The sequence below is a fragment of the Halorubrum sp. JWXQ-INN 858 genome, from assembly GCF_009806985.1.
Taxonomy (GTDB): domain Archaea; phylum Halobacteriota; class Halobacteria; order Halobacteriales; family Haloferacaceae; genus Halorubrum.
This window is the reverse complement of sequence record NZ_WUAX01000009.1, coordinates 286,247-307,073: the sequence shown is the minus strand read 5'-3', so window position 1 is coordinate 307,073 and position 20,827 is coordinate 286,247. Positions and strand designations below refer to the sequence as shown.

The 20,827-nt window shown below is 69.1% G+C and carries 19 protein-coding genes; 8 read left to right on the top strand and 11 right to left on the bottom strand.

Going from position 1 to position 20,827, the window contains the following annotated elements; genetic code table 11:
• Positions 1 to 135: 135 nt before the first annotated feature.
• Positions 136 to 1,134, bottom strand: coding sequence for a phosphate uptake regulator PhoU (locus tag GRS48_RS08635; protein WP_159485523.1), 999 nt, complete (start codon positions 1,132 to 1,134; stop codon positions 136 to 138).
• 212 nt (positions 1,135 to 1,346) lie between these two features.
• Between GRS48_RS08635 and GRS48_RS08630 the strand changes: the two genes are divergently transcribed.
• From GRS48_RS08630 to GRS48_RS08610, 5 genes are all read left to right on the top strand, one after another.
• Positions 1,347 to 2,390 (top strand): PstS family phosphate ABC transporter substrate-binding protein, encoded by a 1,044-nt coding sequence (locus GRS48_RS08630; protein ID WP_159485521.1) that lies wholly within the window; start codon positions 1,347 to 1,349, stop codon positions 2,388 to 2,390.
• The gene (pstC, locus tag GRS48_RS08625; protein WP_200840235.1) at positions 2,387 to 3,412 is read left to right on the top strand and encodes a phosphate ABC transporter permease subunit PstC; all 1,026 of its coding nucleotides are present in this window, start codon (positions 2,387 to 2,389) and stop codon (positions 3,410 to 3,412) included. Before GRS48_RS08630 ends, pstC begins: the two co-directional genes overlap by 4 nt.
• Positions 3,409 to 4,446 carry a phosphate ABC transporter permease PstA gene (pstA, locus tag GRS48_RS08620; protein ID WP_159485519.1) on the top strand — a complete coding sequence of 346 codons (1,038 nt, stop codon included), beginning with the start codon at positions 3,409 to 3,411 and terminating at the stop codon, positions 4,444 to 4,446. The genes pstC and pstA overlap by 4 nt, the downstream gene beginning before the upstream one ends.
• 2 nt (positions 4,447 to 4,448) lie before the next feature.
• Positions 4,449 to 5,351: a phosphate ABC transporter ATP-binding protein PstB gene (gene pstB / locus GRS48_RS08615; protein WP_159485517.1), complete on the top strand. Its 903-nt coding sequence runs from the start codon at positions 4,449 to 4,451 to the stop codon at positions 5,349 to 5,351.
• A 156-nt stretch (positions 5,352 to 5,507) separates the two neighbouring features.
• A complete protein-coding gene (locus GRS48_RS08610; RefSeq protein WP_159485515.1) occupies positions 5,508 to 6,449 on the top strand; it encodes an alpha/beta fold hydrolase in 942 nt (313 codons plus the stop codon).
• 66 nt (positions 6,450 to 6,515) lie between these two features.
• On the opposite strand, the gene GRS48_RS08605 is transcribed toward GRS48_RS08610, so the two are convergent.
• From GRS48_RS08605 to GRS48_RS08580, 6 genes are all read right to left on the bottom strand, one after another.
• Positions 6,516 to 7,007, bottom strand: coding sequence for an HPP family protein (locus GRS48_RS08605; RefSeq protein WP_159485513.1), 492 nt, complete (start codon positions 7,005 to 7,007; stop codon positions 6,516 to 6,518).
• A gap of 111 nt (positions 7,008 to 7,118) precedes the next feature.
• A complete protein-coding gene (locus GRS48_RS08600; RefSeq protein ID WP_159485511.1) occupies positions 7,119 to 8,543 on the bottom strand; it encodes an ABC transporter ATP-binding protein in 1,425 nt (474 codons plus the stop codon).
• A complete protein-coding gene (locus GRS48_RS08595) occupies positions 8,540 to 9,790 on the bottom strand; it encodes an ABC transporter ATP-binding protein (protein ID WP_321168364.1) in 1,251 nt (416 codons plus the stop codon). Before GRS48_RS08595 ends, GRS48_RS08600 begins: the two co-directional genes overlap by 4 nt.
• Complete coding sequence (locus tag GRS48_RS08590) at positions 9,787 to 10,794, bottom strand: ABC transporter permease (RefSeq protein WP_321168369.1); 1,008 nt, start codon at positions 10,792 to 10,794, stop codon at positions 9,787 to 9,789. The genes GRS48_RS08595 and GRS48_RS08590 overlap by 4 nt, the downstream gene beginning before the upstream one ends.
• Positions 10,795 to 10,802: 8 nt before the next feature.
• Entirely contained in the window at positions 10,803 to 11,792 is a 990-nt protein-coding gene (locus GRS48_RS08585; protein ID WP_159485507.1) for an ABC transporter permease, read from the bottom strand.
• 54 nt (positions 11,793 to 11,846) lie between these two features.
• Positions 11,847 to 13,475: an ABC transporter substrate-binding protein gene (locus tag GRS48_RS08580; protein WP_159485505.1), complete on the bottom strand. Its 1,629-nt coding sequence runs from the start codon at positions 13,473 to 13,475 to the stop codon at positions 11,847 to 11,849.
• 178 nt (positions 13,476 to 13,653) lie between these two features.
• Here GRS48_RS08580 and GRS48_RS08575 point away from each other — a divergent pair, with 178 nt between their 5' ends.
• Positions 13,654 to 14,031, top strand: a complete 378-nt coding sequence (locus tag GRS48_RS08575; RefSeq protein WP_159485503.1) for a translation initiation factor IF-5A — start codon at positions 13,654 to 13,656, stop codon at positions 14,029 to 14,031.
• A 3-nt stretch (positions 14,032 to 14,034) separates the two neighbouring features.
• Positions 14,035 to 14,862 carry an agmatinase gene (gene speB / locus GRS48_RS08570; RefSeq protein WP_159485501.1) on the top strand — a complete coding sequence of 276 codons (828 nt, stop codon included), beginning with the start codon at positions 14,035 to 14,037 and terminating at the stop codon, positions 14,860 to 14,862.
• A gap of 97 nt (positions 14,863 to 14,959) precedes the next feature.
• On the opposite strand, the gene GRS48_RS08565 is transcribed toward speB, so the two are convergent.
• From GRS48_RS08565 to GRS48_RS08550, 4 genes are all read right to left on the bottom strand, one after another.
• Positions 14,960 to 15,208, bottom strand: coding sequence for a hypothetical protein (locus tag GRS48_RS08565; RefSeq protein WP_159485499.1), 249 nt, complete (start codon positions 15,206 to 15,208; stop codon positions 14,960 to 14,962).
• A 190-nt stretch (positions 15,209 to 15,398) separates the two neighbouring features.
• Positions 15,399 to 16,985: an amidohydrolase gene (locus GRS48_RS08560; RefSeq protein WP_159485497.1), complete on the bottom strand. Its 1,587-nt coding sequence runs from the start codon at positions 16,983 to 16,985 to the stop codon at positions 15,399 to 15,401.
• 97 nt (positions 16,986 to 17,082) lie between these two features.
• Positions 17,083 to 18,318 carry a M20 family metallopeptidase gene (locus GRS48_RS08555; protein ID WP_159485495.1) on the bottom strand — a complete coding sequence of 412 codons (1,236 nt, stop codon included), beginning with the start codon at positions 18,316 to 18,318 and terminating at the stop codon, positions 17,083 to 17,085.
• Positions 18,319 to 18,475: 157 nt separating this feature from the next.
• Positions 18,476 to 19,459, bottom strand: coding sequence for a nucleoside recognition protein (locus GRS48_RS08550; protein WP_321168363.1), 984 nt, complete (start codon positions 19,457 to 19,459; stop codon positions 18,476 to 18,478).
• Positions 19,460 to 19,640: 181 nt separating this feature from the next.
• On the opposite strand from GRS48_RS08550, the gene GRS48_RS08545 reads away from it, so the two are divergent.
• Positions 19,641 to 20,750, top strand: a complete 1,110-nt coding sequence (locus tag GRS48_RS08545; RefSeq protein ID WP_159485491.1) for a hypothetical protein — start codon at positions 19,641 to 19,643, stop codon at positions 20,748 to 20,750.
• Positions 20,751 to 20,827 lie beyond the last annotated feature (77 nt).

Genomic DNA, 20,827 nt, shown 5'->3' with positions numbered 1-20,827 from the left:
CGGCGACGGGAAAAACCCCCGCGCCTTCCGGGCTTCTCTGTCGATCGTCGATCGTCGACCACGTCGGGCGGTATCGGCGACCGCTCCGATCGAAACCGACGACGGCGCTTTTAAGGTGGGTACGGCGTCCGTCGGTTACGGCGTCGGTGCGGCCTTCTGTAGGGCCGTCTCTGCGACGTTGCCGCCGTAGTCGGCCGACCGGAGCACGGAGTCGACGACGAGCCCCAACAGCTGGGCTCTGGCGGGGTCCAGGTCCCGAAGGAGCTCGTCTATCGCCCGCACGCGCTCGTCGATCTCGCGGACGCCCGCCCGCGCCTCGTTGGCGCGGCGGCTGGCCGTCTCGCTGTCGTCCTCGAAGAGGGCGTCCATCGCGGTGTCGATCACTTCGACGGCGTCCTCGTGGAGGTCGTCGATCGCGTCGATCACCGCGTCGGGAAGCGGCTCCTCGATCTTGAGCGTCAAGTGGGCGATCTTCGTCGCGTGGTCGCCGACGCGCTCCAGCTGCCGGGCGCTGGAGTGGTAGTCGAAACACTCCTCGCGGGGCAGCCCGAGCTCCTCGGCCGCCTTCGGCGTGCGAAGCGTCGCCCGGAAGATCCGCGAGACAACGAGCCACAGCCGGTCGAGGTCGTCGTCGCGGCCGATGACGTCGCGTGCGAGGTCGTGATCGAGCTCCGACAGCGCGGTGATCGCGTCGTCGAGCATCGACAACGAGATCAGCCGCATGCGGGTGACGGCGTTGTGGATCGACAGCTCGGAGGAGTCGAGCAGGTCACGAACCACGACGCGGTCGCGCGTCTCCTCTAACACCTCCAGCCCGACGAGGCTCTGTACCGCCTCGCGGATCGTCGACCGCTGCTCGGTCGTGATCTCCGACCCGCCGAGTTCGATGACGTCGAACCCGCTGACGTACATCGTCGTCACCGCACGGGTGAGTTCCTGTCCGGTCAGGCCGGTGACGTCGAGCCTGCCCCGAGTCCGCTCTTCCTCGGTTCTCGGCGTGAGGAACAGCGCGTCCCCGTCCGGGTAGAACTCGACCTCGCTGCCCGCCCCGACGTCGTTCTCGGTCGCCCACGACTTCGGGATCGAGACGGTGTACGTCGAGCCGCCGGTGACTTGCACCTTCCGCGTCTCCATACCCGTCCTTGGAGACGGCGGGTTGTTAAACCTACGCAAAACTATATACCCGATGCCTCAACGATATATTTCGAATACCTCCCCTTATGGGCCATTTATGCCGCACGCTCGCCTGAACTCACTCTGCCGGCTCTCGATCAACATAGAGATATTGAGAACTATATATACATTATAGTAGCGTATTTAGGTGCCTGTACCGCTCTACTGAACTGATGGAGGGTGACACCACCGACGGGGTTCGGTCGGGGGTCGGTCGTCGGGCCTACCTAGCCGCCGCGGGCGGGGCGCTCGCCGGGCTCGCCGGCTGTCTCGTCCGTGGGGAGGACAGCCGGGGGCTCGACGGTCGTATCGTCGTCGACGGGAGCAACACGCTGTTACCACACGGCGCGGCCGTCGCCGAGGAGTTCCAGTGGCGGAACAACCGGGTCAGGATCCCGGTCCGGGGCTCCGGCACCGGCGCGGGGTTCCAACGCTTCTGTGCGGGCGACACCCAGGTCCAGAACGCCAGCCGCGCCATCCTCGACGACGAGGTGGGTCTGTGTGGGGACAACGGGATCGACTTCCTCGAGCTGGAGGCCGCCCTCGACGGGCTCGCCATCTGGGTTCACCCCGAGAACCACTGGTGTGACACGCTGACCGTCGAGGAACTCCACCGCCTCTGGCGCTCGGGCTCCGACGTCGAGACGTGGGGCGACCTCCGCGAGGAGTGGGCCGACGAACCGTTCGCTGACGAGGAGGTCGACCTGTACGGCCGCGACTCCGCCTCCGGCACGTTCGACTACTTCACGCAGGCGATAAACGGCGAGTACGGCGACATCAGGTCGGATTACTCCGCCAGCGCCGACACGAACGTCATCGTCCGCGGCGTTCGGGGCAACCGGTACGCCCTCGGCTTCGGCGGCGCGGGGTACTTCTACGAGAACGAGGAGGACCTCAAACTCGTCGCGGTCGACGACGGGAACGGCGGCGTTCGCCCGACCCGCGAAACCATCGAAAGCGGGGAGTACACTCCACTCTCCCGGCCGATGTACGTCTACCTGAGCGTCCCGGACCTCGAGCGACCCGAGTTCCGCGCGTACGCCGAGTTCTTCTTCGAGGAGATCGACGAGGACGCCGACCGCGAGGTCGTCGGGCCCGACGAGACCCTGACGTGGACCCAGTGGGCGGCTCGAAAGGTCGGCTACTACGCGATCCCCGACGAGACGGTCGCCGAGAGCCGTGAACGCTTGACCGATGCGGTGGCGGGGCTCGAATGAGCGGGTCGAGCGACGTCGCCGACCTCACCCGCGCGGGCTCGGACATCCCGGCGGGACGGAACCTCGCGGTCCGTGGCGTCTTCTTCGCGTGCGCGCTGCTCACCGTCCTCACGACGTTCGGGATCGTCGTCGTTCTCTTCGACGGGGCCCTCGGGTTCTTCCGAGAAGAGACCCTGTTCGGGCTCCTCTCGGGCGTTCTCGGCGGGGTCCTTGCGGGAAGCCCCGCGGAGGCGTGGGCCGCGCTCCGCACCGGGCTCGGCACGCAGGTCACGGTTCGCGAGTTCCTCTTCGGCGTGGAGTGGTCGCCGATCATCCGCCCGCGCTCGTACGGCGTGTTGCCGCTGCTGTGGGGAACGATGCTCATCGTCGTCGGCTCCGCGCTCATCGCGATCCCGGTCGGGACCGCGACGGCGATCTACCTCTCCGAGTACGCCGACCGGCGCGTCCGCAAGGTCGTGAAGCCGACGCTCGAGGTGCTCGCGGGGGTCCCGACGATCGTGTACGGCTTCTTCGCGCTCTCGTTTATCACCCCGATCATCCAGCGGTTCTTCCCCGGCACGGGGACGTTCAACGTTGCGGCGGGGGCGATCGTCGTCGGGGTCATGATCATCCCGATGGTGTCGTCGCTGTCGGAGGACGCGATGTCGGCCGTCCCGGACGAGCTCCGGAACGCGGCGTACGGGCTGGGCGCGACGAAGTTCGAGGTGTCGACCGACGTCGTCGTTCCGGCGTCGCTGTCGGGCGTGATGGCGTCGTACATCCTCGCGATCTCGCGGGCGATCGGCGAGACGATGGCGGTCACGCTGGCGGTCGGGATGCAGCCGAACATCACGCTGAACCCGTTAGAGCAGGCCCAAACGATGACCGCGTACATGGTCCAGATCGGGATCAGCGACGTTTCGGTCGGCTCCATCGGCTACCAGAGCCTGTTCGCCGTCGGCCTCCTGCTGTTCGTGATGACCCTCGGGATGAACCTGTTGAGCCTGTGGATCAAGGGGCGGTACCAGGAGGCGTACCGATGACCCGGCTCCCGTTCGGGCTCGGCGGAACGGACGACGGTCGCGACGGGGACGGGGACGGCGACGGCGTCCGAACCGACAGCCTCCGAACCGGCAGCGTCCGAACCGACGGCGGCGAGACCCCGAACCCGTTCGCGAACGTCGGCGACGACATCGCCCGGAAACAGCTTCTCGGGCGCGTCTTCGTCGGGATCTGTGGCGCGTCCACGCTGGTCGGGATCGTCGCGCTGTTCGTGCTGCTCGGCGACGTCCTCTACGAGGCGTGGGGATGGGTGACCCTGGATTTCCTCACCTATCCGCCCTCTCGGTTCATCGAGAACTACTACCCCGACGGCCGTGGAGCGGGCATCTATCCCGCGCTGGTCGGGTCGATACTCCTGATCGCGTTGACCGCGGTGTTCACGATGTTCCTCGGCGTCGGGGCCGCCATCTACTTGGAGGAGTACGCCCCCGAGAGCCGACTCAAGAGCTTCATCGAGGCGAACATCGCGAACCTCGCGGGCGTCCCGTCGATCGTGTACGGGCTGCTCGGGCTGGCCGTCTTCGTCCGGTTCGTCGGGCTCGGTGAGAGCCTGCTGGCCGGTGCGTTGACGCTGACGCTGCTCATCCTTCCGATCGTCATCGTCTCCGCACAGGAGGCGCTGCGAGCGGTCCCCGACTCCCAGCGGCACGCCGCCTACGGCGTCGGCGCGACCGACTGGGAGGTCGTTCGGGACGTGGTCCTCCCGGCGGCGCTGCCGGGGATCATGACCGGGACGATCCTCTCGCTGTCCCGCGCGATCGGCGAGACCGCACCCCTGATCATGATCGGTGCGGCGACGTCGATGTTCCGAGCACCGATCGAGGACGTCTCGGGCATCCCCGTTCCCGACCTGTTCGGTCCCTTCGCGGCCATGCCGATGCAGATATTCGACTGGGCACGCCTCCCGGAGGGCGACTTCCAACACGTCGCCGCCGCCGGGATCGTCGTCCTGTTGACGATCCTCCTGTTGATGAACGCGACGGCCATCCTCATCCGCAACAAGTACGAGAAATAACAATGAGCGACAGTTACACAGTCGGCGACGAACGCGAGAACGAACAGGACGGGGCGGCCGCCGACCGAGCGGACGGACGGAACGTCTCGACCCCGGACCCGGTCGACGAGACGACCGGCGAGACGACCCCGTCGATCCAGCACATCGCCGACGCCGACACGGTCATCGAAGCGGCCGACCTGACCGTTCACTACGGCGACGTGGAGGCGCTTAAGCCGGTGAACGTTCGGCTGCCGGCACAGGAAGTCACCGCGATCATCGGCCCGTCGGGCTGCGGGAAGTCGACGTTCCTCCGATGTATCAACCGGATGAACGACATGGTCGACGCGGCCCGCGTCGGCGGCGAGCTCCGCTTCCGCGGCAAGAACGTGTACGACGAGGACGTGGACCCGGTGGCGTTGCGCCGGAAGATCGGGATGGTGTTCCAGAAGCCGAACCCGTTCCCGAAGTCGATCTACGACAACGTCGCGTACGGTCTGGAGATCCAGGGCTACGACGGCGACATGGACGCCCGCGTCGAGGAGGCGCTCCGCGGGGCTGCCCTCTGGGACGAGGTGAAGGACCAGCTCGACGAGTCGGGGCTCGACCTCTCGGGCGGGCAGCAACAGCGGCTCTGTATCGCCCGCGCCATCGCGCCCGATCCCGAGGTCATCCTGATGGACGAGCCCGCCTCGGCGCTCGACCCCGTCGCGACCGCGAAGGTCGAAGACCTGATCGACGAGTTGGCCGAGGAGTACACGGTCGTCATCGTCACGCACAATATGCAGCAGGCCGCCCGCATCTCGGATAAGACCGCGGTCTTCCTCACCGGCGGCCAGCTCGTCGAGTTCGGCGAGACGAACCGGATCTTCGAGAACCCCGAGAACCAGCGCGTCGAGGACTACATCACGGGGAAGTTCGGATAACCCGCCGGAACGGACGGCGGCAGACCGGCGGATCGGTGAGCGGTTGGGTGGGTGAGTGGGCGGGCCGGCGGACGGCGGTCGGTGCGGCGCGCTGGCGGACGGCGATCGGCGCGGCGCGCTCGTAGTTATTTATCGGTGGCGGTCCATCCGTTCGGTATGACCGAGGTCCCCATCGACGTCACCCCGAGCGTGGAGATCCCCGCCGACGAGATCCCGGAGGGCGTGCCGGGCGAGTCGCGGATCGTCGAGACGAACGGGGTCCGCCTGCACGTCGTCGAAGCGGGGCCCGAGGACGGGAAGCTGCTCGTGTTGCTACACGGGTTCCCCGAGTTCTGGTACGGCTGGCACGAGACGCTGACCCCGCTCGTGAACGCCGGCTACCGCGTCGTCGTCCCCGACCAGCGCGGCTACAACCTCTCGGCGAAGCCGCCGCGCGTCCGCGACTACCGGATGGACGAGCTCGCCCGCGACGTCGTCGGGCTGATCGACGCGTACGACCGCGAGACGGCGGCCGTCGCCGGACACGACTGGGGCGCGGCGGTCGGGTGGTGGCTCGCGCTCCATCACGCCGACCGGCTGTCCGAGCTCGTTGCCGTCAACGTCCCCCACCCGACGGTGTTCGAGCGGACGCTGCGCACCTCGTGGGACCAGCGGCTCAAGAGCTGGTACGTGCTCGCGTTCCAGCTCCCGGCACTCCCGGAGGCGGTCGCCCGGGCGGGCAACTGGCGGATCGCGACGCGCGCGCTGCGGGATTCGAGCCTTCCGGGGACCTTCGACGAGGAGGACTTCCGCCGATACCGCCGCGCGTGGGGCCGGGACGGCGCGTTCGAATCGATGGTGAACTGGTACCGTGCGATCGTTCGGGACCGGCCGACGCCGTCGCGGACCCGAGTCGAGGTCCCGACGCTCGTGATCTGGGGCGCTCGCGACCGGTTCCTCCGGAAGCCGATGGCGACCGAGAGCGTCGGCCACTGTGCCGACGGGCGGCTGTTGACCCTTTCGGAGGCGACCCACTGGGTGATCCACGAGGAGCCACACCGCGTCGCCGACGCCATCGCGGACCACGCCGACCCGTTTCCGCCGGGCGCACGGGAGTGAGCCGAAGGCCCGCACCGCCGGACGATTCACCGCCGTCGGTCCGGATCGCCGACCGCGAGACGCCGCTCAGACCCGCCGGTCCCGGAACGCCCGGATCACGTCCTGTCTCGCGATGATCCCGACGAGCCGGCCGTCCTCGTCGACGACGGGCACCCGGTTGATGTTCGGCTCGTCGCCCGCGAGCAGCGCGAGCACCTCGTCGACGTCGGTGTCGGGCGTCACCGTGGCGACGTCCGTGCTCATCACGTCGGCGACCGGCCGGTCGGCGTTGCGGACGAGGTCGACGCCGAGGTCGAGGTCCGCCCACGGCGCTTTCACTTGGTACGTGAGGGTGTCGACGAACGGCGGGAGCCCGATCGGGATCCACAGCGTCTCCTCGTCCGGTTCGAACAGGTCCACGAGGTCCGACTCCGTGATCACGCCGACCACCCGTCGCTCGTCGTCGACGACGGGGAACCCGGAGAACGGCTGGCGGGCGAACTTACGGAACACGCTGGAGACGTCGTCGTCCGGCGAGACCGTCTTCACGTCCGTCACCATCAGGTCACGTGCGTTCATACCCGACCCTCGTCGTCATGGGTGGTAGACGTTACGGACGTGAGGGCCGACTCCCGGACGGGAGCCGGCGACGCGGTGTCGACCTCGGACCGGCGGCGACCCGGCGCTGACTTATCGGTCCGCGTCGGCGGTCCCGCCGTCGGGGGCGGCCACGTCGACATCGGCGCCCCCGGTGCTTCCGGTGGCGTCGACGGCCGTCGACGCGCCCTCCCACTCGTCGACCGCGGTTCGAACCGATCCGGGCTGGTCGTCGCGCAGGCACGCCGAGGGATGCGGTTCGTCGACGAGCTCCGGATTGACGACCTCACAGACCGACTCGTAACGGCTCCGAAGCAGCTCGATCGCCTCCTCGACGTCGCCGTCCGCGAGCGCCTCGAACGACTCCGTCACGACGGCGTCGTCGTCGCCGTCGAACCGTTCGGTGAACAGCTCGTCGTACAGCCCGTCGACGAACGCCCTGGTGTTCGTCCGATCGGGATCGTCGAGCTGCTCCCACCGGCTCTCGGGGTCGAGACGACCGTTCTCCAGCAGCGTCCGGTACTGGACGATCTCGCGGTACGCCGATCGCGGAACGTCGAGCCCCGGGGGCCGGATCACGACCGGACAGCGCGTCCGGAACGAACAGCCCGACGGCGGGTTCCGCGGCGAGGGGACGTCCCCCGAGATCGTCTGGCGCTCGCGGTCCCGCTCGTCAGTCGATGCCCGCGGGACGCTCTCGAGGAGCGCCTCCGTGTACGGGTGTTTCGGCTCCGCGAACAGGTCCGCAGCGGGGCCGACCTCGACGAGCTCGCCGAGGTACATCACCGCGACCCGGTCACAGACGTGGTTGATCACGGAGAGGTCGTGGCTGATCAGCAGGTACGTCAGGTCGAACTCCTCCTGGAGGTCGTCGAGCAGGTTCAACACCTGCGCCTGCACGCTCACGTCGAGCGCGCTCGTCGGCTCGTCGAGGACGATGAACTCCGGTTCGAGCGCGAGCGCCCGGGCGATGCCGACCCGCTGTCGCTGACCCCCGGAGAACTCGTGGGGGTACCGGTCGAGCTGGTCCGCGGAGAGCCCGACGTGGCCGAGCAGCTCGCGGGCCCGCTCCTCACGCTCCGCGGCCGTACCCACGCCGTGGATCTCCAGCGGCTGGGTGATGATGTCGCCGACGGTCATCCGCGGGTCGAGACTGGAGAACGGGTCCTGAAAGACGACCTGTGCCTCGCGGCGGAACGCTTGCAGGTCCGCGCCATCGAGGTCGTAGATGTTCTCCCCCTCGAACTCGACGCGCCCGCCGGTCGGCTCCTGGAGCCGGAGCATCGTCTCCCCCGTCGTCGACTTCCCGCAGCCGGATTCGCCGACGAGCCCGAGGGTCTCCCCGCGACGGATGTCGAAGCTGATCCCGTCGACGGCTTTCACCGCGGTCTTCCCCTCGCCGAACAGCCGGTCGAACAGCGAGTCGTTCTCCCAGAAGTACTTCTCGAGGTTCCGGACCCGAACCAGCGGCTCGGCGTCCGTCGATGCGTCGTCGGTCGTGTCGCTCCCGTCGGTCATTCTGATTCACCTCCGTCGCTCGCGACCTCGGCGGCACCCGACGCGTCGGCCGGGTCGGCCGCGTCGGTCGATCCGCCCTCGAAGTAGCCGTCCGGGAGCGCGGTCGACTCGTCGAACGGTTCCTCGGCGAGGTAACACTTCGCCGTGTGGCCCGCCGCCCCGTCGACGGGGAGCTCCGGCGGCTTCCGCAGACACGCCTCCATCGCTTTCGGACAGCGATCGGCGAAGTAACACCGGTCCGGCATCTCGTGATCGAGCAGGCTCGGCACGTTGCCGGCGATCGGCTGGAGCCGGCCGCTGGACCCGCCGAGGTCGGGGACGCTCCCCAACAGCCCCTGCGTGTACGGGTGGACCGGCGAGTCGAACACGTCCGCCAGCGCCCCCCGCTCGACGATCTCCCCGGCGTACATCACGCCGACGCGGTCGCACATCCGGGCGACGACGCCGAGGTTGTGCGTGATGATGAGGATCGTCATCCCCGTCTCCGCTTGGATCTCGTCGAGGAGGTCGAGCACCTGTGCTTGGATCGTGACGTCGAGCGCGGTCGTCGGCTCGTCGGCGATGAGCACGTTCGGCTCGCCCGCGAGCGCCTGTGCGACCATCGCGCGCTGTAACATCCCGCCGGAGTACTCGTGTGGGTACTCCTCGGCCCGCAACACCGGGTCGGGGATGCCGACCATCTCGAGCAGCTCGACCGCACGGTCGCGGCTCTCCTCGCTCACGTACTTCCGCGAGGAGGAAACGAAGCTCATGAGGTACTGGCTGAGCCCGTATCCCTGCGTCCGGGAGGCGACCGACCGCGGGTTCGACCGGGCCCGCTGTTGGGCCTCGACCGCCTCCGCGATCTGCTCGCCGACCGTCAGGCTCGGGTTGAAGCTGCTCATCGGGTCCTGGAAGATCATGCTGAAGTGGGTCCCCCGAAGCGTCCGCCGGACCCGGTCGGGGAGCCCCAGCAGGTTCACGTAGTCGCCGTCGACCGCCGTCGGCGTCTCCTCGGCGACCGAGTCCGCGAGCTCGGCGCTGCGGTACCAGATCTCGCCGCCGGTGACGCGTCCCGGCGATTCGAGCAGCCCCAGAAGCGAGAGCGCGGTGACGCTCTTGCCGGAGCCGGACTCGCCGACGACGCCGAACACCTCGCCGTCGTCGATCTCCATGTCGACCCCATGGACGGCGTTGACTTGCCCCTCCTCGGTGAAGAACCGGGTTTCGAGGCCCTCGACGCGGAGGATCGGACCGTTTCGGGTCACATCCCACCTCCGTGTTCGCCCTCGAGGCCCGGATCGAGCGCGTCACGCAGCCAGTCGCCGAGCAGGTTGATCCCGACGACGGCGGCGACGATGGCGAGCCCCGGCATGCTCGCGATCCACCACGAGGTGCCGAGGTACTGCCGTCCCTGTGCGATGTCGAAGCCCCAGGACAGCGACGTCCCGGAGAACCCGAGGAACGACAGCGAGCTCTCGAGGAGGATGATCGCCGCCACCTGGATCGTCGCCAACACGATGATCGGCGTGAGACTGTTCGGGAGGATGTGCTGTCGGAGGATCGTCCAGTCGCTCGCGCCGAGGCTGCGGGCGGCCTTGACGTACTCCTGCTGGCGTATCGACAGCGCCTCGCCGCGCGCGATCCGGGCGAACCACACCCAGTTGACCACGCCGACGACGATCGTCAACGTGATCGGGAACACGAAGTTCGCGGGCATGCCGGTGACCAACCCGAGCTGGACGAACGGGTCGGGTATCAGTATCGTTAACGGCCCCAACAGTCCGACCAGCGCGATCGCCAACACGAGCGCCGGAAACGCGAGCATGATGTCGGCAAAGCGCATCAACACGTCGTCGGTCCGTCCGCCGTAGTAGCCCGCGGTGAGCCCGACGCTCACCCCGGTGCCGACGGCGAAGAGGGTCCCGAACAGCCCGACCATCAGCGAGGTCCGCGCGCCGAATAAGACCCGCGAGAACAGGTCACGCCCGAGCGCGTCGGTCCCGAGGGGGTGTTCGAGGCTTCCCTCTCGCTCGACGGTCACGGTCGTCCGCTCGCCGTCGACCATCCGGAACTCCTCGCTGGTCTGTGTGACGCCGGCCGGCGGCAGGTTCGACTCGTCGAGTCCCTGCTGTGTCGGGTCGTGCGGGGCGAGGAACGGCGCGAACGTCGCCATCGTCACCATCAGCACGACCAAGAAGAGCCCGATCTTCGCCATGAGGCTCCGACTGAACTCCCGTTTCAGGCTCCGACGAACGCGGTCGGAGAGGATGCGACCGCTCATTCGAGGCTCACCCGTGGGTTGAGCCGCGCGTAGAGCGCGTCGACGACGATGTTTATCACCACGAAGCCGATCCCGATGACGATGAGTGCACCCTGAATGATCGGCCAGTCGCGGACCCGGATCGCGTCGATGATCAGGGTCCCGAGCCCGGGCCAGTTGAAGACGAACTCCGTGATCACCGCCCCGCCGATCAGCGAGCCGAGCTGGAGCCCTAACACGGTGATGATCGGGATCATCGTGTTCCGGAGGGCGTGTTTGTACGTCACGAGCGTTTCCGGGAGCCCTTTCGCCCGCGCGGCCTCCACGTAGGGTTGGCCGAGCTGGTCGAGCATCCCGCTGCGGGTGAGTCTGACGATCATCGCGGTGAAGTAGGTTCCGAGGGTGACTGCGGGCAGGATCATGTGGGCGATCCACGCGCGGATCCCGACGGTCTCGAACTGGAATATCAACAGCTCGATGGCCGGTATCAGCCCGATCGGTCGTCGGCTCGTCGGGAGGATCCCGAGGCCGACCGAGACGACCATGATGAGCATGATCCCGAGCCAGAAGTTCGGCGTGCTGATCCCGACGAGCGAGAACGTCGTCGCCGCGTAGTCCGTCGGCTGGTGCCGGCGGGTGGCGCTGAGCACGCCGAGCGGGATCGAACAGATGATCGCGACGACGGTCGCCGCGACGGCGAGCTCGAGCGTCGCCGGGATACGCGAGACGATGATCCCGCTCGCGGGGCGGCCGCGGATGTACGAGTAGCCCATGTCCCCTTGGATCAGTCCGCCGAGGTACTGGGCGTATTGGACGTAGATCGGTTGATCGAGCCCGAGGTTACGGGCGATCTGTGCCCGGAGCTCTGGACTCGCATCGAGCGGTGCAACGAAGTCGACGGGGCTGCCGGGCGTCATGAACCGCAGGAGAAACACCAGGGTGACGACTCCCCAGACGACGAGGAGGCCTTGCAGGCCTCGACGGATAAGGAACTGATACTGTGACATGTGATAGAGCGTGTGCAACGGGAAACGGTGGGCTACACTGCGTCGATCCGTCGCCTACTGCAGCGACATCTCGTATGCGCGCGTGTACTCGTCCGGGGTGGGGTCCCACTGGACGCGCTGGTTGAGCCCGTAGATCAGGTACTCCCGGTTCAGGAAGACGAACACCGCGAGGTCGTGAGCTCGCGCACACGCGTCCATCATGAGCTGTTCGCGGGTGTCCTCGTCGACCTCGGTCCGTGCGTCCAGGATGAGCTCCTCGAGCTCGTCGTCGACGAACGTGTACTGCGAGGTGCCCCCGGTGAGCCACGGCAGCAGGTTGTTCTGCGCGTCGAACGTCGTGTTCCCCCATCCGATGAGGAAGAACGGCGGCGTCGACGTGATGTCCCCGTCGAGGAGCTGTCCGGCCAGCTCACCGAAGTCGCGCATGTTGATCTCGCAGTTGACGTTGTCGAGGTCGTCGATGTACCCGACACACGCCTGTGCGATCTCGTCGCTCTGGAGGTACCGGCCGGCCGGCACGTGGAGTTCGATCTCGACGCCCGCGTGGCCGCTCTCCTCGACCAGTTCCTCCGCGCGCTCGGGGTCGTACGGGTACGGATCGAGGTCGGGGTTGTGTCCGAAGTACCCTTCGAGGGTCGGCTGTGCCGTCGCGTCGCCGAACCCGGAGAGGACGTTGTCGATGATCGAGTCGAAGTCGACCGCGTAGTTCATCGCCTGCCGGAACTCCTGGCTGTCGAACGGCTCGACGTCGTACCGCATCGGGAGCATCAGGATGCGCGTGCTGGGCGCGTCGGCGATGTACGTGTCGTCGTCGCCCTCGATCGCTCCGGCGTCGGTCGGCGGCACCGCGGTCGCGATGTCGATCTCGCCCGCTCGAAGGCTGTTGATCCGGGTGCTCGCCTCCTCGGACGCGTCGATGCGGAGGGTCTCGATCGAGGCCTCCCCGCCCCAGTAGTCGGCGAATCTCGTGAAGTCGGTGTGCTCGCCGTCGACGAACTCCTCCAGCTGGTACGGCCCGGTGCCGTTGATGTCCGCGGCGACCTCCTCGGCCTCCCGGTCCATGATCCAGTCCTCCTGTACCACCGGACAGTAGGAGCCGAGGTTCGCGAACGTCATCGGGTTCGGACCGTCCGTGTGGAGGACGACCGCGTGCCCGTCGTCGGCGACCTCGGCCCCCGTCACGCCGGCCAGCTGGTCGCTCTGCGGGCTCTGTAGGTTCCCGACGTCCGCGTCGACCACGCGGTTGATGCTGAACGCGGAGTCGCTCGGTAACAGGTCCTCGCCGCTGTGGAACGGCACGTCCTCGCGGATCTCGATCCAGTAGCGCTCCTCGTCGAGGATCTCCCAGTCGGTGACGAGCCCCTCGACGAGGTTCCCGTCGAGGTCCCGCTCGAAGTGGAACTCGTACGCCTGCAGGAGCACGTTGTCGGTCGTCGTCTCCCGGTGGTCGTGGGGATCGAGCGTGGTCGGATTCTGCGTCTGAGCGATGTGGAGGTGGTTGTCCTCGTCGCCGTCGTCACCGTTTCCGGTGTCGGTGCCGTCGTCGCCGTCGAGTCCGTCGTCATCGTCGTCGAAGTCCTCGACGTCTTCGCCGGCACAGCCGGCGAGCGCGACCGCGCTCGCCGCGCCGGCGAACCGAAGGTAGTTACGTCGACTCATTCGTTCGCTGGTATCCTCTGGCATACAGGGCAGGTGGTGAGCCCTACGTATATACTCTCCGCTCGTCAGCGGCGGTCGAAACCCGTCGTTTCGTCCCCCTGACGGGTCGCCGTCTATCGGTGGCACGCGTGGCCGATCGGATCTTCGTACGTCGTCGACGGCGTTCCAAACCGTTTATACCCGCGCCTGAGGAAGTCCCGGTATGCCGCGAGAGCAGAAGCAGGTTCGAGAACTGCAGGAGGGAAGTTACGTCATGATGGACGACTCGCCCTGCAAGATAAACCACTACAGTACCGCCAAGCCCGGCAAGCACGGGAGCGCGAAGGCCCGCGTCGAGGGGAAGGGCGTCTTCGACGATCGGAAGCGCTCGCTCTCACAACCCGTCGACGCGAAGGTGTGGGTCCCCATCATCGAGCGGAAACAGGGACAGGTCGTCTCCGTCTCCGGCGACGACGCGCAGGTGATGGACCTCGACACCTACGAGACGTTCACGATGCGGATCCCCGAGGGCGAGGACTTCGAGTCGGACGACACGATCGAGTACCTCTCCTACGAGGGCCAGCGGAAGGTCGTCGGGTAGTCGATGTTCCCCGGCGCGACCGCCGACCGCGAGGCCGCCTCCTACGTGGTCGTCGGCGCGCCGCTGGACGCGACGACCACGTTTCAGCCGGGCACCCGGTTCGGACCGGACCGGGTCCGGCGCTTCTCACGGACGTACGACGACTACGACCACCGGACGGGCAGTCACTTCTCCGAGCTCGGCGTCCACGACGCCGGCGACGTGCACCCGTGGGACGACGTCCGGGCGTACCTCGACCACCTCGCCGCCGAGTGCCGGAGCGTCGTCCTCGACGACGCGGTCCCGGCGACGATCGGCGGCGAGCACACGGTGACGTACGCCGGCGTCGAGGCCGTCGACCCCGACACGCTCGTCGTCTGTGACGCGCATCTCGACCTACGCGACGCGTACGACGGGAACCCGTGGAACCACGCCTGCGTGACCCGCCGCGCGCTCGACGTCGCCGATCGGGCGGTGATCGTCGGCGCGCGAACGGGATCCCCCGAGGAGTGGGAGCGGGCCGCCGCGGGCGACGTGGAGGTCGTCGCCCCGGAGGACGCCCGCGAGTGGATCGACGGGCTCGACGCCGACGCGTTCGCGGGCGAGTCGGTGTACTGCTCCGTCGACGTCGACGGGCTCGATCCGGGATTCGCCCCCGGGACGGGGACGATGGAGCCGTTCGGGCTGACGCCACGCGAGGTCCGCGACGTGGTCCGCGCGGTCGCACCCCACGCGGACGGCTTCGACGTCGTCGAGGTGAACGACCGCGACGACGGGCAGGCGGCGGCGGTGGCCGGGAAGCTCCTGCGCGAGTTCGTCCGGACCCACGCGACCGCGAAAGCGGGCGAGTAGCCGGTCGCCGGCGCGTTTCGGTCCCTGGTCCCGGCCTCGGTTCCGTTCCCGGTCGATGGTGATCGGTGGTGACTGGTTGTCGACCGGTACGACGAGCCTACGACTCCGAGAGGCGTCGCCGCGCGGCCGACACCGCCGCCATCGAGTCGATCCGCTCGTGGGGGTCCGTACACCAGATCCGATCGCCCGCGACGCTGACACAGAAGAGGGACTCCGACGACGGCGCGATCCGGACCCGGTCGACGTCGGGACGGTCGCCGAGGTGCGCATCGATCAGCCGCCGGGCCGTCTCCGCCTCGGACCACAGTCGCTCCCCGGTCGCGTATTCGACGGAAATCTCTGCCATGGTGTCGATTCGGTAGTACATGATTAATAAGTATTGTTTTCGTGCAGGAGTTGCGGGAGCCGAGCTATCGACGCCGCGAGGCCGACGGGGCGCTACGAGGACCACGAGGAGGTCGCAAGGACCGACGGGACGTTACGGGGCTGGCGGGGACTCCGTGGGATCGGCGATCGGCTCGGTTCCGATGGCCCGCTCACCTGCCGTCGTACACGACGTCGCCGTCGACGAGCGTCATCGCGACGTCGACGTCGCGGATCGCGTCCGGCCGCTCCCACGGCGACCCGTCGAGGACGACGAGGTCGGCTCGCTTCCCGACCGCGACCGTGCCGAGACGGTCCTCGTCGAACCCCGCGTAGGCGGCCCCGTACGTGTACGCGCGCAGGGCCTCCGTCACCGAAAGTCGCTGGGCATCGGCGGGCGCGTTGACCGCGTGGTGGACGCCGAGCAAGGGGTCCATCGGCATGCCGTCGGAGCCGAACGCGAGGGTCACCCCCGCGTCGAGCATGTCGCGGTAGCGGTTCGTCCGCGCCGTCCGGTCGCCGAGCCGCGACTCGTAGAGCCCCCCTTCGTCGGCCCACTTGAGGAAGTTGGGCTGCGGGCTGGCGACGATCCCGGTCTCCGCGAGACGTGCGATCGCCTCGTCGTCGGCGAGCTCGACGTGTTCGATCCGGTGTCTCGCCGCGCCGGGATCGGTCGCAGACGCGGTCGTGTACGCGTCGATCACGGCGTCGACCGCCTCGTCGCCGATCGCGTGGGCCGTGAACTGGTAGCCCGCATCGGTCGCCTCGGCGACGGCCGCCCGGAGCTCCGCGGGGTCGACCACCCACTGGCCCGTCCCGTCGGGCGCGTCCGCGTACGGTTCCGAGAGCTTCGCGGTGCGCCCGCCGAAGCTCCCGTCGGTGTACGACTTGATCGCGCCCGTCTCGACGAACGCCGAGCCGTCGTTCGTCCCGAGCCCGACCTCCCTGAGCGCGTCGAGGTGGTCGCTCCAGTAGTTGATCCGGACCCGCGCGGTGAGCTCGTCGGCGTCGTCGAGCTCGCGGTACGCCCGCGGGGCGTGTGAACCGCGGACCATGTCGTGGAAGCCGGTGATCCCCTTGCGAGCGCAGTCGTCGAGCGCGGCCTCGACGACCGCGCGCGTCCCGTCGACTCCGGGTTCGATCGCCTCGTAGATCGGGTCGATCGCGGCCTCGAGGAGTACCCCGGTCGGCTCGCCGTCGTCCCCGGTCGGGACGGTTCCCTCGGGGGCCGCCGCGAGCTCGTCGGCGAACCGATCGAGGACGACCGAGCCGGCGGCGGCGACGTGCATGTCCTCGCGGAACGCGGCGACCGGTCGGTCGGTCGGGACGCGATCGAGGTCCGCCCGCGTCAGGTAGCGGTCCTCGTCCCACGTCGACTCGTCGTAGCCGTAGCCGAGCACCCAGTCGGCGACCGGGTCGGCGTCACCGTCCGGCTCCGCATCGGCGTCCAACTCCGCGGCCCGCTCCGCGAGGAGGTCGACGGCGTCGGCGGGCGACGCCGCGGTGGAGAGGTCGGCGTGGACGAGGTAGCGCCCGACGGTCGTGAGGTGGGTGTGGGCGTCGATGAACCCCGGGAGCACGACGCGCCCCTCGAGGTCGACGACGTCGGTGTCGACGCCGACGAGGAACTCGACGTCGTACGTCGATCCGAGCCGGACGATCCCCCCGTCCCGGACCGCGACCGCCTCGTACGTCTCGTCGGGTTCCGTCAGCGTGTGGATCTCCCCGTTCACGAAGACCGTGTCTGCGGCGTCGCTCATGCGTCCTCCCCCGACGGGGACGCGGTTAACCGTTCGGGAACACGAGGGGGTTGCGACGGTCCGGGCAGTGTCGGACGTCGCGGAGGCGGTCGACGGGCTACCGATCCGACCCGATCTCGGCGAGCGTCGCGGCGACGACCGCGCCGGCGTCGCGGACCTGGTCGACCTTCACGTTCTCGTCCGGGCCGTGGACGTTCGACTCCTCGTCGCCGGGGCCGTACTTGGCCGTCTCGATGCCGGCGTGACCGAAGAACCGGGCGTCGGTGAATCCACGGGTGCCCCCGACGAGGACGTCGGAGCCGGTCACCGTCTCGGCGTGGCGCGCGAGCGACCTGACGAGGGGACCGTCGCTGTCGGACTCGAACGGTCGGGCACGGAGGACCACGTCCACCGCCGCGCTCGTCCCGTCCGGGAGGTCGACGTCCGCGACGACGTCCCGGAACGCCCGCTCCGCGTCGTCGAGGTCCTCCTCCGGCAGCACGCGCCTGTCGACCGTGAACGAACACGACGACGGGACGACGTTCGTCTTGAGCCCGCCCTCGATCGTGGCCGGGGTACACGTCGCATGGCCGATCCCCGGCACGTCGCTCACCCGCTCGGTTTTCAGCCGATCGGCGTACGCGTCGAGCGCGCCGACGATCCGCGACGCGCCGACGACCGCGTTCGCCCCCTTTTCAGGGTTCGTCCCGGCGTGAGCGGACCGACCGGAGACGGTCACCTCGAAGTGGACGACCCCCGCGGCCGCGTAGTCGACCCGATCGATGTTCCCCTCGACGATCGCGTAGTCGGCGTCGAGCACCCCGCTGTCGACGACGTATCCCGGCCCGGCGTGACCGCCCGTCTCCTCGTCGACCGTGATCGCGAGGACGATCGTCGCGTCCGCCGGAACCATGTCGGCGGCCTCCAGCGCCCGCGCCGCGAGCGTGTAGGCGGCGACCCGCCCCTTCGAGTCCCGGGCCCCGCGGCCCCACACGCGACCCTCATCGAGCGTCGCCGCGAACGGGTCGTAGCTCCACTTCGACTCGTCGACGGGGACCGTGTCGAGGTGGGCGTTCAACACGATCGTCGGGCCGTCGCCGCGGGTGACGTAGCCGAGGACGTTCGGACGCGGTCCCTCGAGGCCGAGCTCCTCGAGGAGGGCCGCCGGCGCGGCGAGCGTCTCGGCGTCCCAGCCGAACGACTCGAACGTCTCGGAGACCAGCGCGTGGATGCCGTCGTAGTCGCCCGGGGGGTTCACGCTCGGGGTCCGGATCATCTCCCTGAGGAACGCGACCGCGTCGTCGAGCTCCTCGTCGGCCGCCCGCTCTATCCGTTCGAGGTCGATGTCGGTCATGCCGCGAGGGGGGCCGGGAAGCGTATTAAAACCGCACCCTCACCGTCCCGGCCTGCCGCTATCGCTCGGAGCTGTCGCTATCGCTCGGAACCGTCGCTAGCGACCCGGGCCGCCGCACTCGGGGCGAGAACGGTCGCTGTCGACGTGGAGCCGGCGGTCACCGGAGCGGGACCAGCAGGAGCAGGACGCTCAGCGAGATGAAGACGACCTTCAGCGCCGTGTTGACGACGATCACCTTCGTGCCGAACTCCGCGCCCCAGATCCCGTACTGGAACGGGATCGAGCGCTTGAACGTCGACACCGCAAAGGAGACGATCCCGCCGACGAGCAGCGTCGCGACGGCGGTCCGCGGGGTGAACACGTCGTCGAGCAGGGGCGCGATGGTGACCGCGCCGGCGGTCGTATCGAGCGTGTAGACGGCGATCACCGGCACGGCGGCCCCGGGGAGCCCGAGCGCCGCGGTGACCGGCTCGGCGAACCCGGTGAGCGACTCGACGTCGTAGCGGGTGACGAAGGCGACGACGAGCGTGTAGACGGCCGCCAGCCGGGGGACGATCCGGCGGAGCGTCGTCCACGACTTCCCCGCGGCGGCGCGCACCCGTTCACGGGCCGACCGATCGTCACCCGCCGGTCGCTCGGCCGCCACGTCGGCGAGCGCCCTCCGGTTCACGTTCCGATCGGACAGCAGGAGCCCGCCGAGGACGACGCCCGTGAGGGTGATCGCCAGCGCGATCCCGGCCCGGAAGGAGACGTACAGCACCCCGGTTGACCACCCGAGGATCGGGATCAGGACGGGGGCGTAGTAGGTGAAGACGTGCTGGACGAACCCGAAGAACGTGTTGATGACGACGGCGACGAGCGTGGCGCGGTCGTCGAGGAACCCGGACTCGCGGTACTCCGCGAGCGTCGCGTAGCCGGCCGTCGTCGACGCCGCGGTCGTCAGGATCGCGGTGCCGACCTCGTCCGGGAGGTTGGCCGGCCGCGTGAGCCAGCCGGAGACGCCCGCGACGTACCGCACCAGCCCGAACGCGACGGCGACGTTGGCGAGGAACACGCCCGCCGTGATGAAGAGGGTGATCCGGGCGAGCCGCGGGAGGACCTCGGCGAACAGCGCGACGAGTTCGGCGGCGACCGATTGCACGACCGAGGCTTCGGCGGGGGCGGCCAAAGGGGCGTCGGTGTTGTCCCTTCGACGCCTCCGGCGGCGTCGATCCGGCGATGTCGATCCGACGGCGTCGGTCCGGAGACGACGATCGCGTCGGCGTCCCACCCACGCTCGCGTCCCGTGACGCTTTTTGAACCGTGCGCGCCAACGCGGAGGCATGGCACCCGCCGAGGACGACGTCTCGATCGAGGAGAAGCGTGTGTACGCCGGGCGCGCCGGACGGACGGACGCGTACGTCGCCGCCGACATCGGGGTCGTCCGCGTCGCGATCTCCGGCGACAAGATCGGCTCCTTCGGGCTCGTGAGCCGCGACCCCGCCGTCGACGTCGCGGTCCTCCCGGCGACCGACGCCGCACCCACGTCGCTCGCGGTCGCGACCGGGGACGACCTCCTCGTCGCGTCCCTCGACGGCTCGGCCGAGGACGGTGGTTCCGGAGGGGACGACCTCGCGTTCGTCCCGGCCGACGTCGGCCCGGTCGTCGCCGTCGGCGTCGACGACGGGGCGTTCCTCGTCGCGGGCGCGGACGGCGCGATCGCTCGAGTGCGGGTGACCTCGGCCGACGTGGCCCGCGGCTCCGACGGGAACGTCGCCGGGGACGACGCCGGAAACGACACTGCTGGGGACGACGACGCCGGAAACGATGCCGCCGGGGACGACACCGACGGAAACGACGCCACCATCGGGGACACCGATGGGGACGATACCCCCACCGGTCCGACCCTGGACGCGGAGCCGATCGGGAGGGTACCCGACCCGCGAGCCGTCGACGGGCCCCTGATCGCCGCGGCGGACGGGGTGTTCCGCGTCGTCGATCGTTCCGGCGATCCGGCGATCGAACACGTCGGTCTCGACGACGCCCGCGACGTCGCCGGCGCGGGCGTCCCGCTGGCGGCGACGTCGACCGGGCTCTACTGGCTCGGGAACGGGTGGATGGACGCGCTGTCGGGGTCGTTCGACGCGGTCGCCGCCGACGGCGACGGCCACGCGATGGCCGCCGCGGGGGGCGACCTCCGGACGCACGACCCGGCGGATGGGCGCGATGAGCGCGGCTCCGCTCCCGGCTGGGGTCCCGACGCGTGGCGGACGAGCGACCTTCCCGTCGCCGAGGAGCCGGCCGCGCTCGGCTACGGGCCGGGGGCGTCCGTCGTCGTCACGGCCGTCGGGACGCTCTGTGTCGACGTCGGCGACGGCTGGCGGCATCAAGCGCTCGGGGTCCAGGGGGTCTCCGGAGTGGCGCTGACGCCGGAGGAGTCGGCGGCTCGCTGACGCCGGACGAGGGTGTTGCCCGGGTCACCGGTCCGCGGACGCCGGACGAGCCGCGGGCTCACCGACCGCGAACCGGT

Coding starts and splice junctions, on each gene's coding strand:
- GRS48_RS08585 (WP_159485507.1), bottom strand. CDS start 11,792: ATGTCACAGTATCAGTTCCTTATCCGTCGAGGCCTGCAAGGCCTCCTC.
- GRS48_RS08605 (WP_159485513.1), bottom strand. CDS start 7,007: ATGAACGCACGTGACCTGATGGTGACGGACGTGAAGACGGTCTCGCCG.
- GRS48_RS08635 (WP_159485523.1), bottom strand. CDS start 1,134: ATGGAGACGCGGAAGGTGCAAGTCACCGGCGGCTCGACGTACACCGTC.
- pstC (WP_200840235.1), top strand. CDS start 2,387: ATGAGCGGGTCGAGCGACGTCGCCGACCTCACCCGCGCGGGCTCGGAC.
- GRS48_RS08575 (WP_159485503.1), top strand. CDS start 13,654: ATGCCGCGAGAGCAGAAGCAGGTTCGAGAACTGCAGGAGGGAAGTTAC.
- GRS48_RS08580 (WP_159485505.1), bottom strand. CDS start 13,475: ATGCCAGAGGATACCAGCGAACGAATGAGTCGACGTAACTACCTTCGG.
- GRS48_RS08560 (WP_159485497.1), bottom strand. CDS start 16,985: ATGAGCGACGCCGCAGACACGGTCTTCGTGAACGGGGAGATCCACACG.
- GRS48_RS08600 (WP_159485511.1), bottom strand. CDS start 8,543: ATGACCGACGGGAGCGACACGACCGACGACGCATCGACGGACGCCGAG.
- speB (WP_159485501.1), top strand. CDS start 14,035: ATGTTCCCCGGCGCGACCGCCGACCGCGAGGCCGCCTCCTACGTGGTC.
- GRS48_RS08565 (WP_159485499.1), bottom strand. CDS start 15,208: ATGGCAGAGATTTCCGTCGAATACGCGACCGGGGAGCGACTGTGGTCC.
- GRS48_RS08610 (WP_159485515.1), top strand. CDS start 5,508: ATGACCGAGGTCCCCATCGACGTCACCCCGAGCGTGGAGATCCCCGCC.
- GRS48_RS08555 (WP_159485495.1), bottom strand. CDS start 18,318: ATGACCGACATCGACCTCGAACGGATAGAGCGGGCGGCCGACGAGGAG.
- pstA (WP_159485519.1), top strand. CDS start 3,409: ATGACCCGGCTCCCGTTCGGGCTCGGCGGAACGGACGACGGTCGCGAC.
- GRS48_RS08545 (WP_159485491.1), top strand. CDS start 19,641: ATGGCACCCGCCGAGGACGACGTCTCGATCGAGGAGAAGCGTGTGTAC.
- pstB (WP_159485517.1), top strand. CDS start 4,449: ATGAGCGACAGTTACACAGTCGGCGACGAACGCGAGAACGAACAGGAC.
- GRS48_RS08630 (WP_159485521.1), top strand. CDS start 1,347: ATGGAGGGTGACACCACCGACGGGGTTCGGTCGGGGGTCGGTCGTCGG.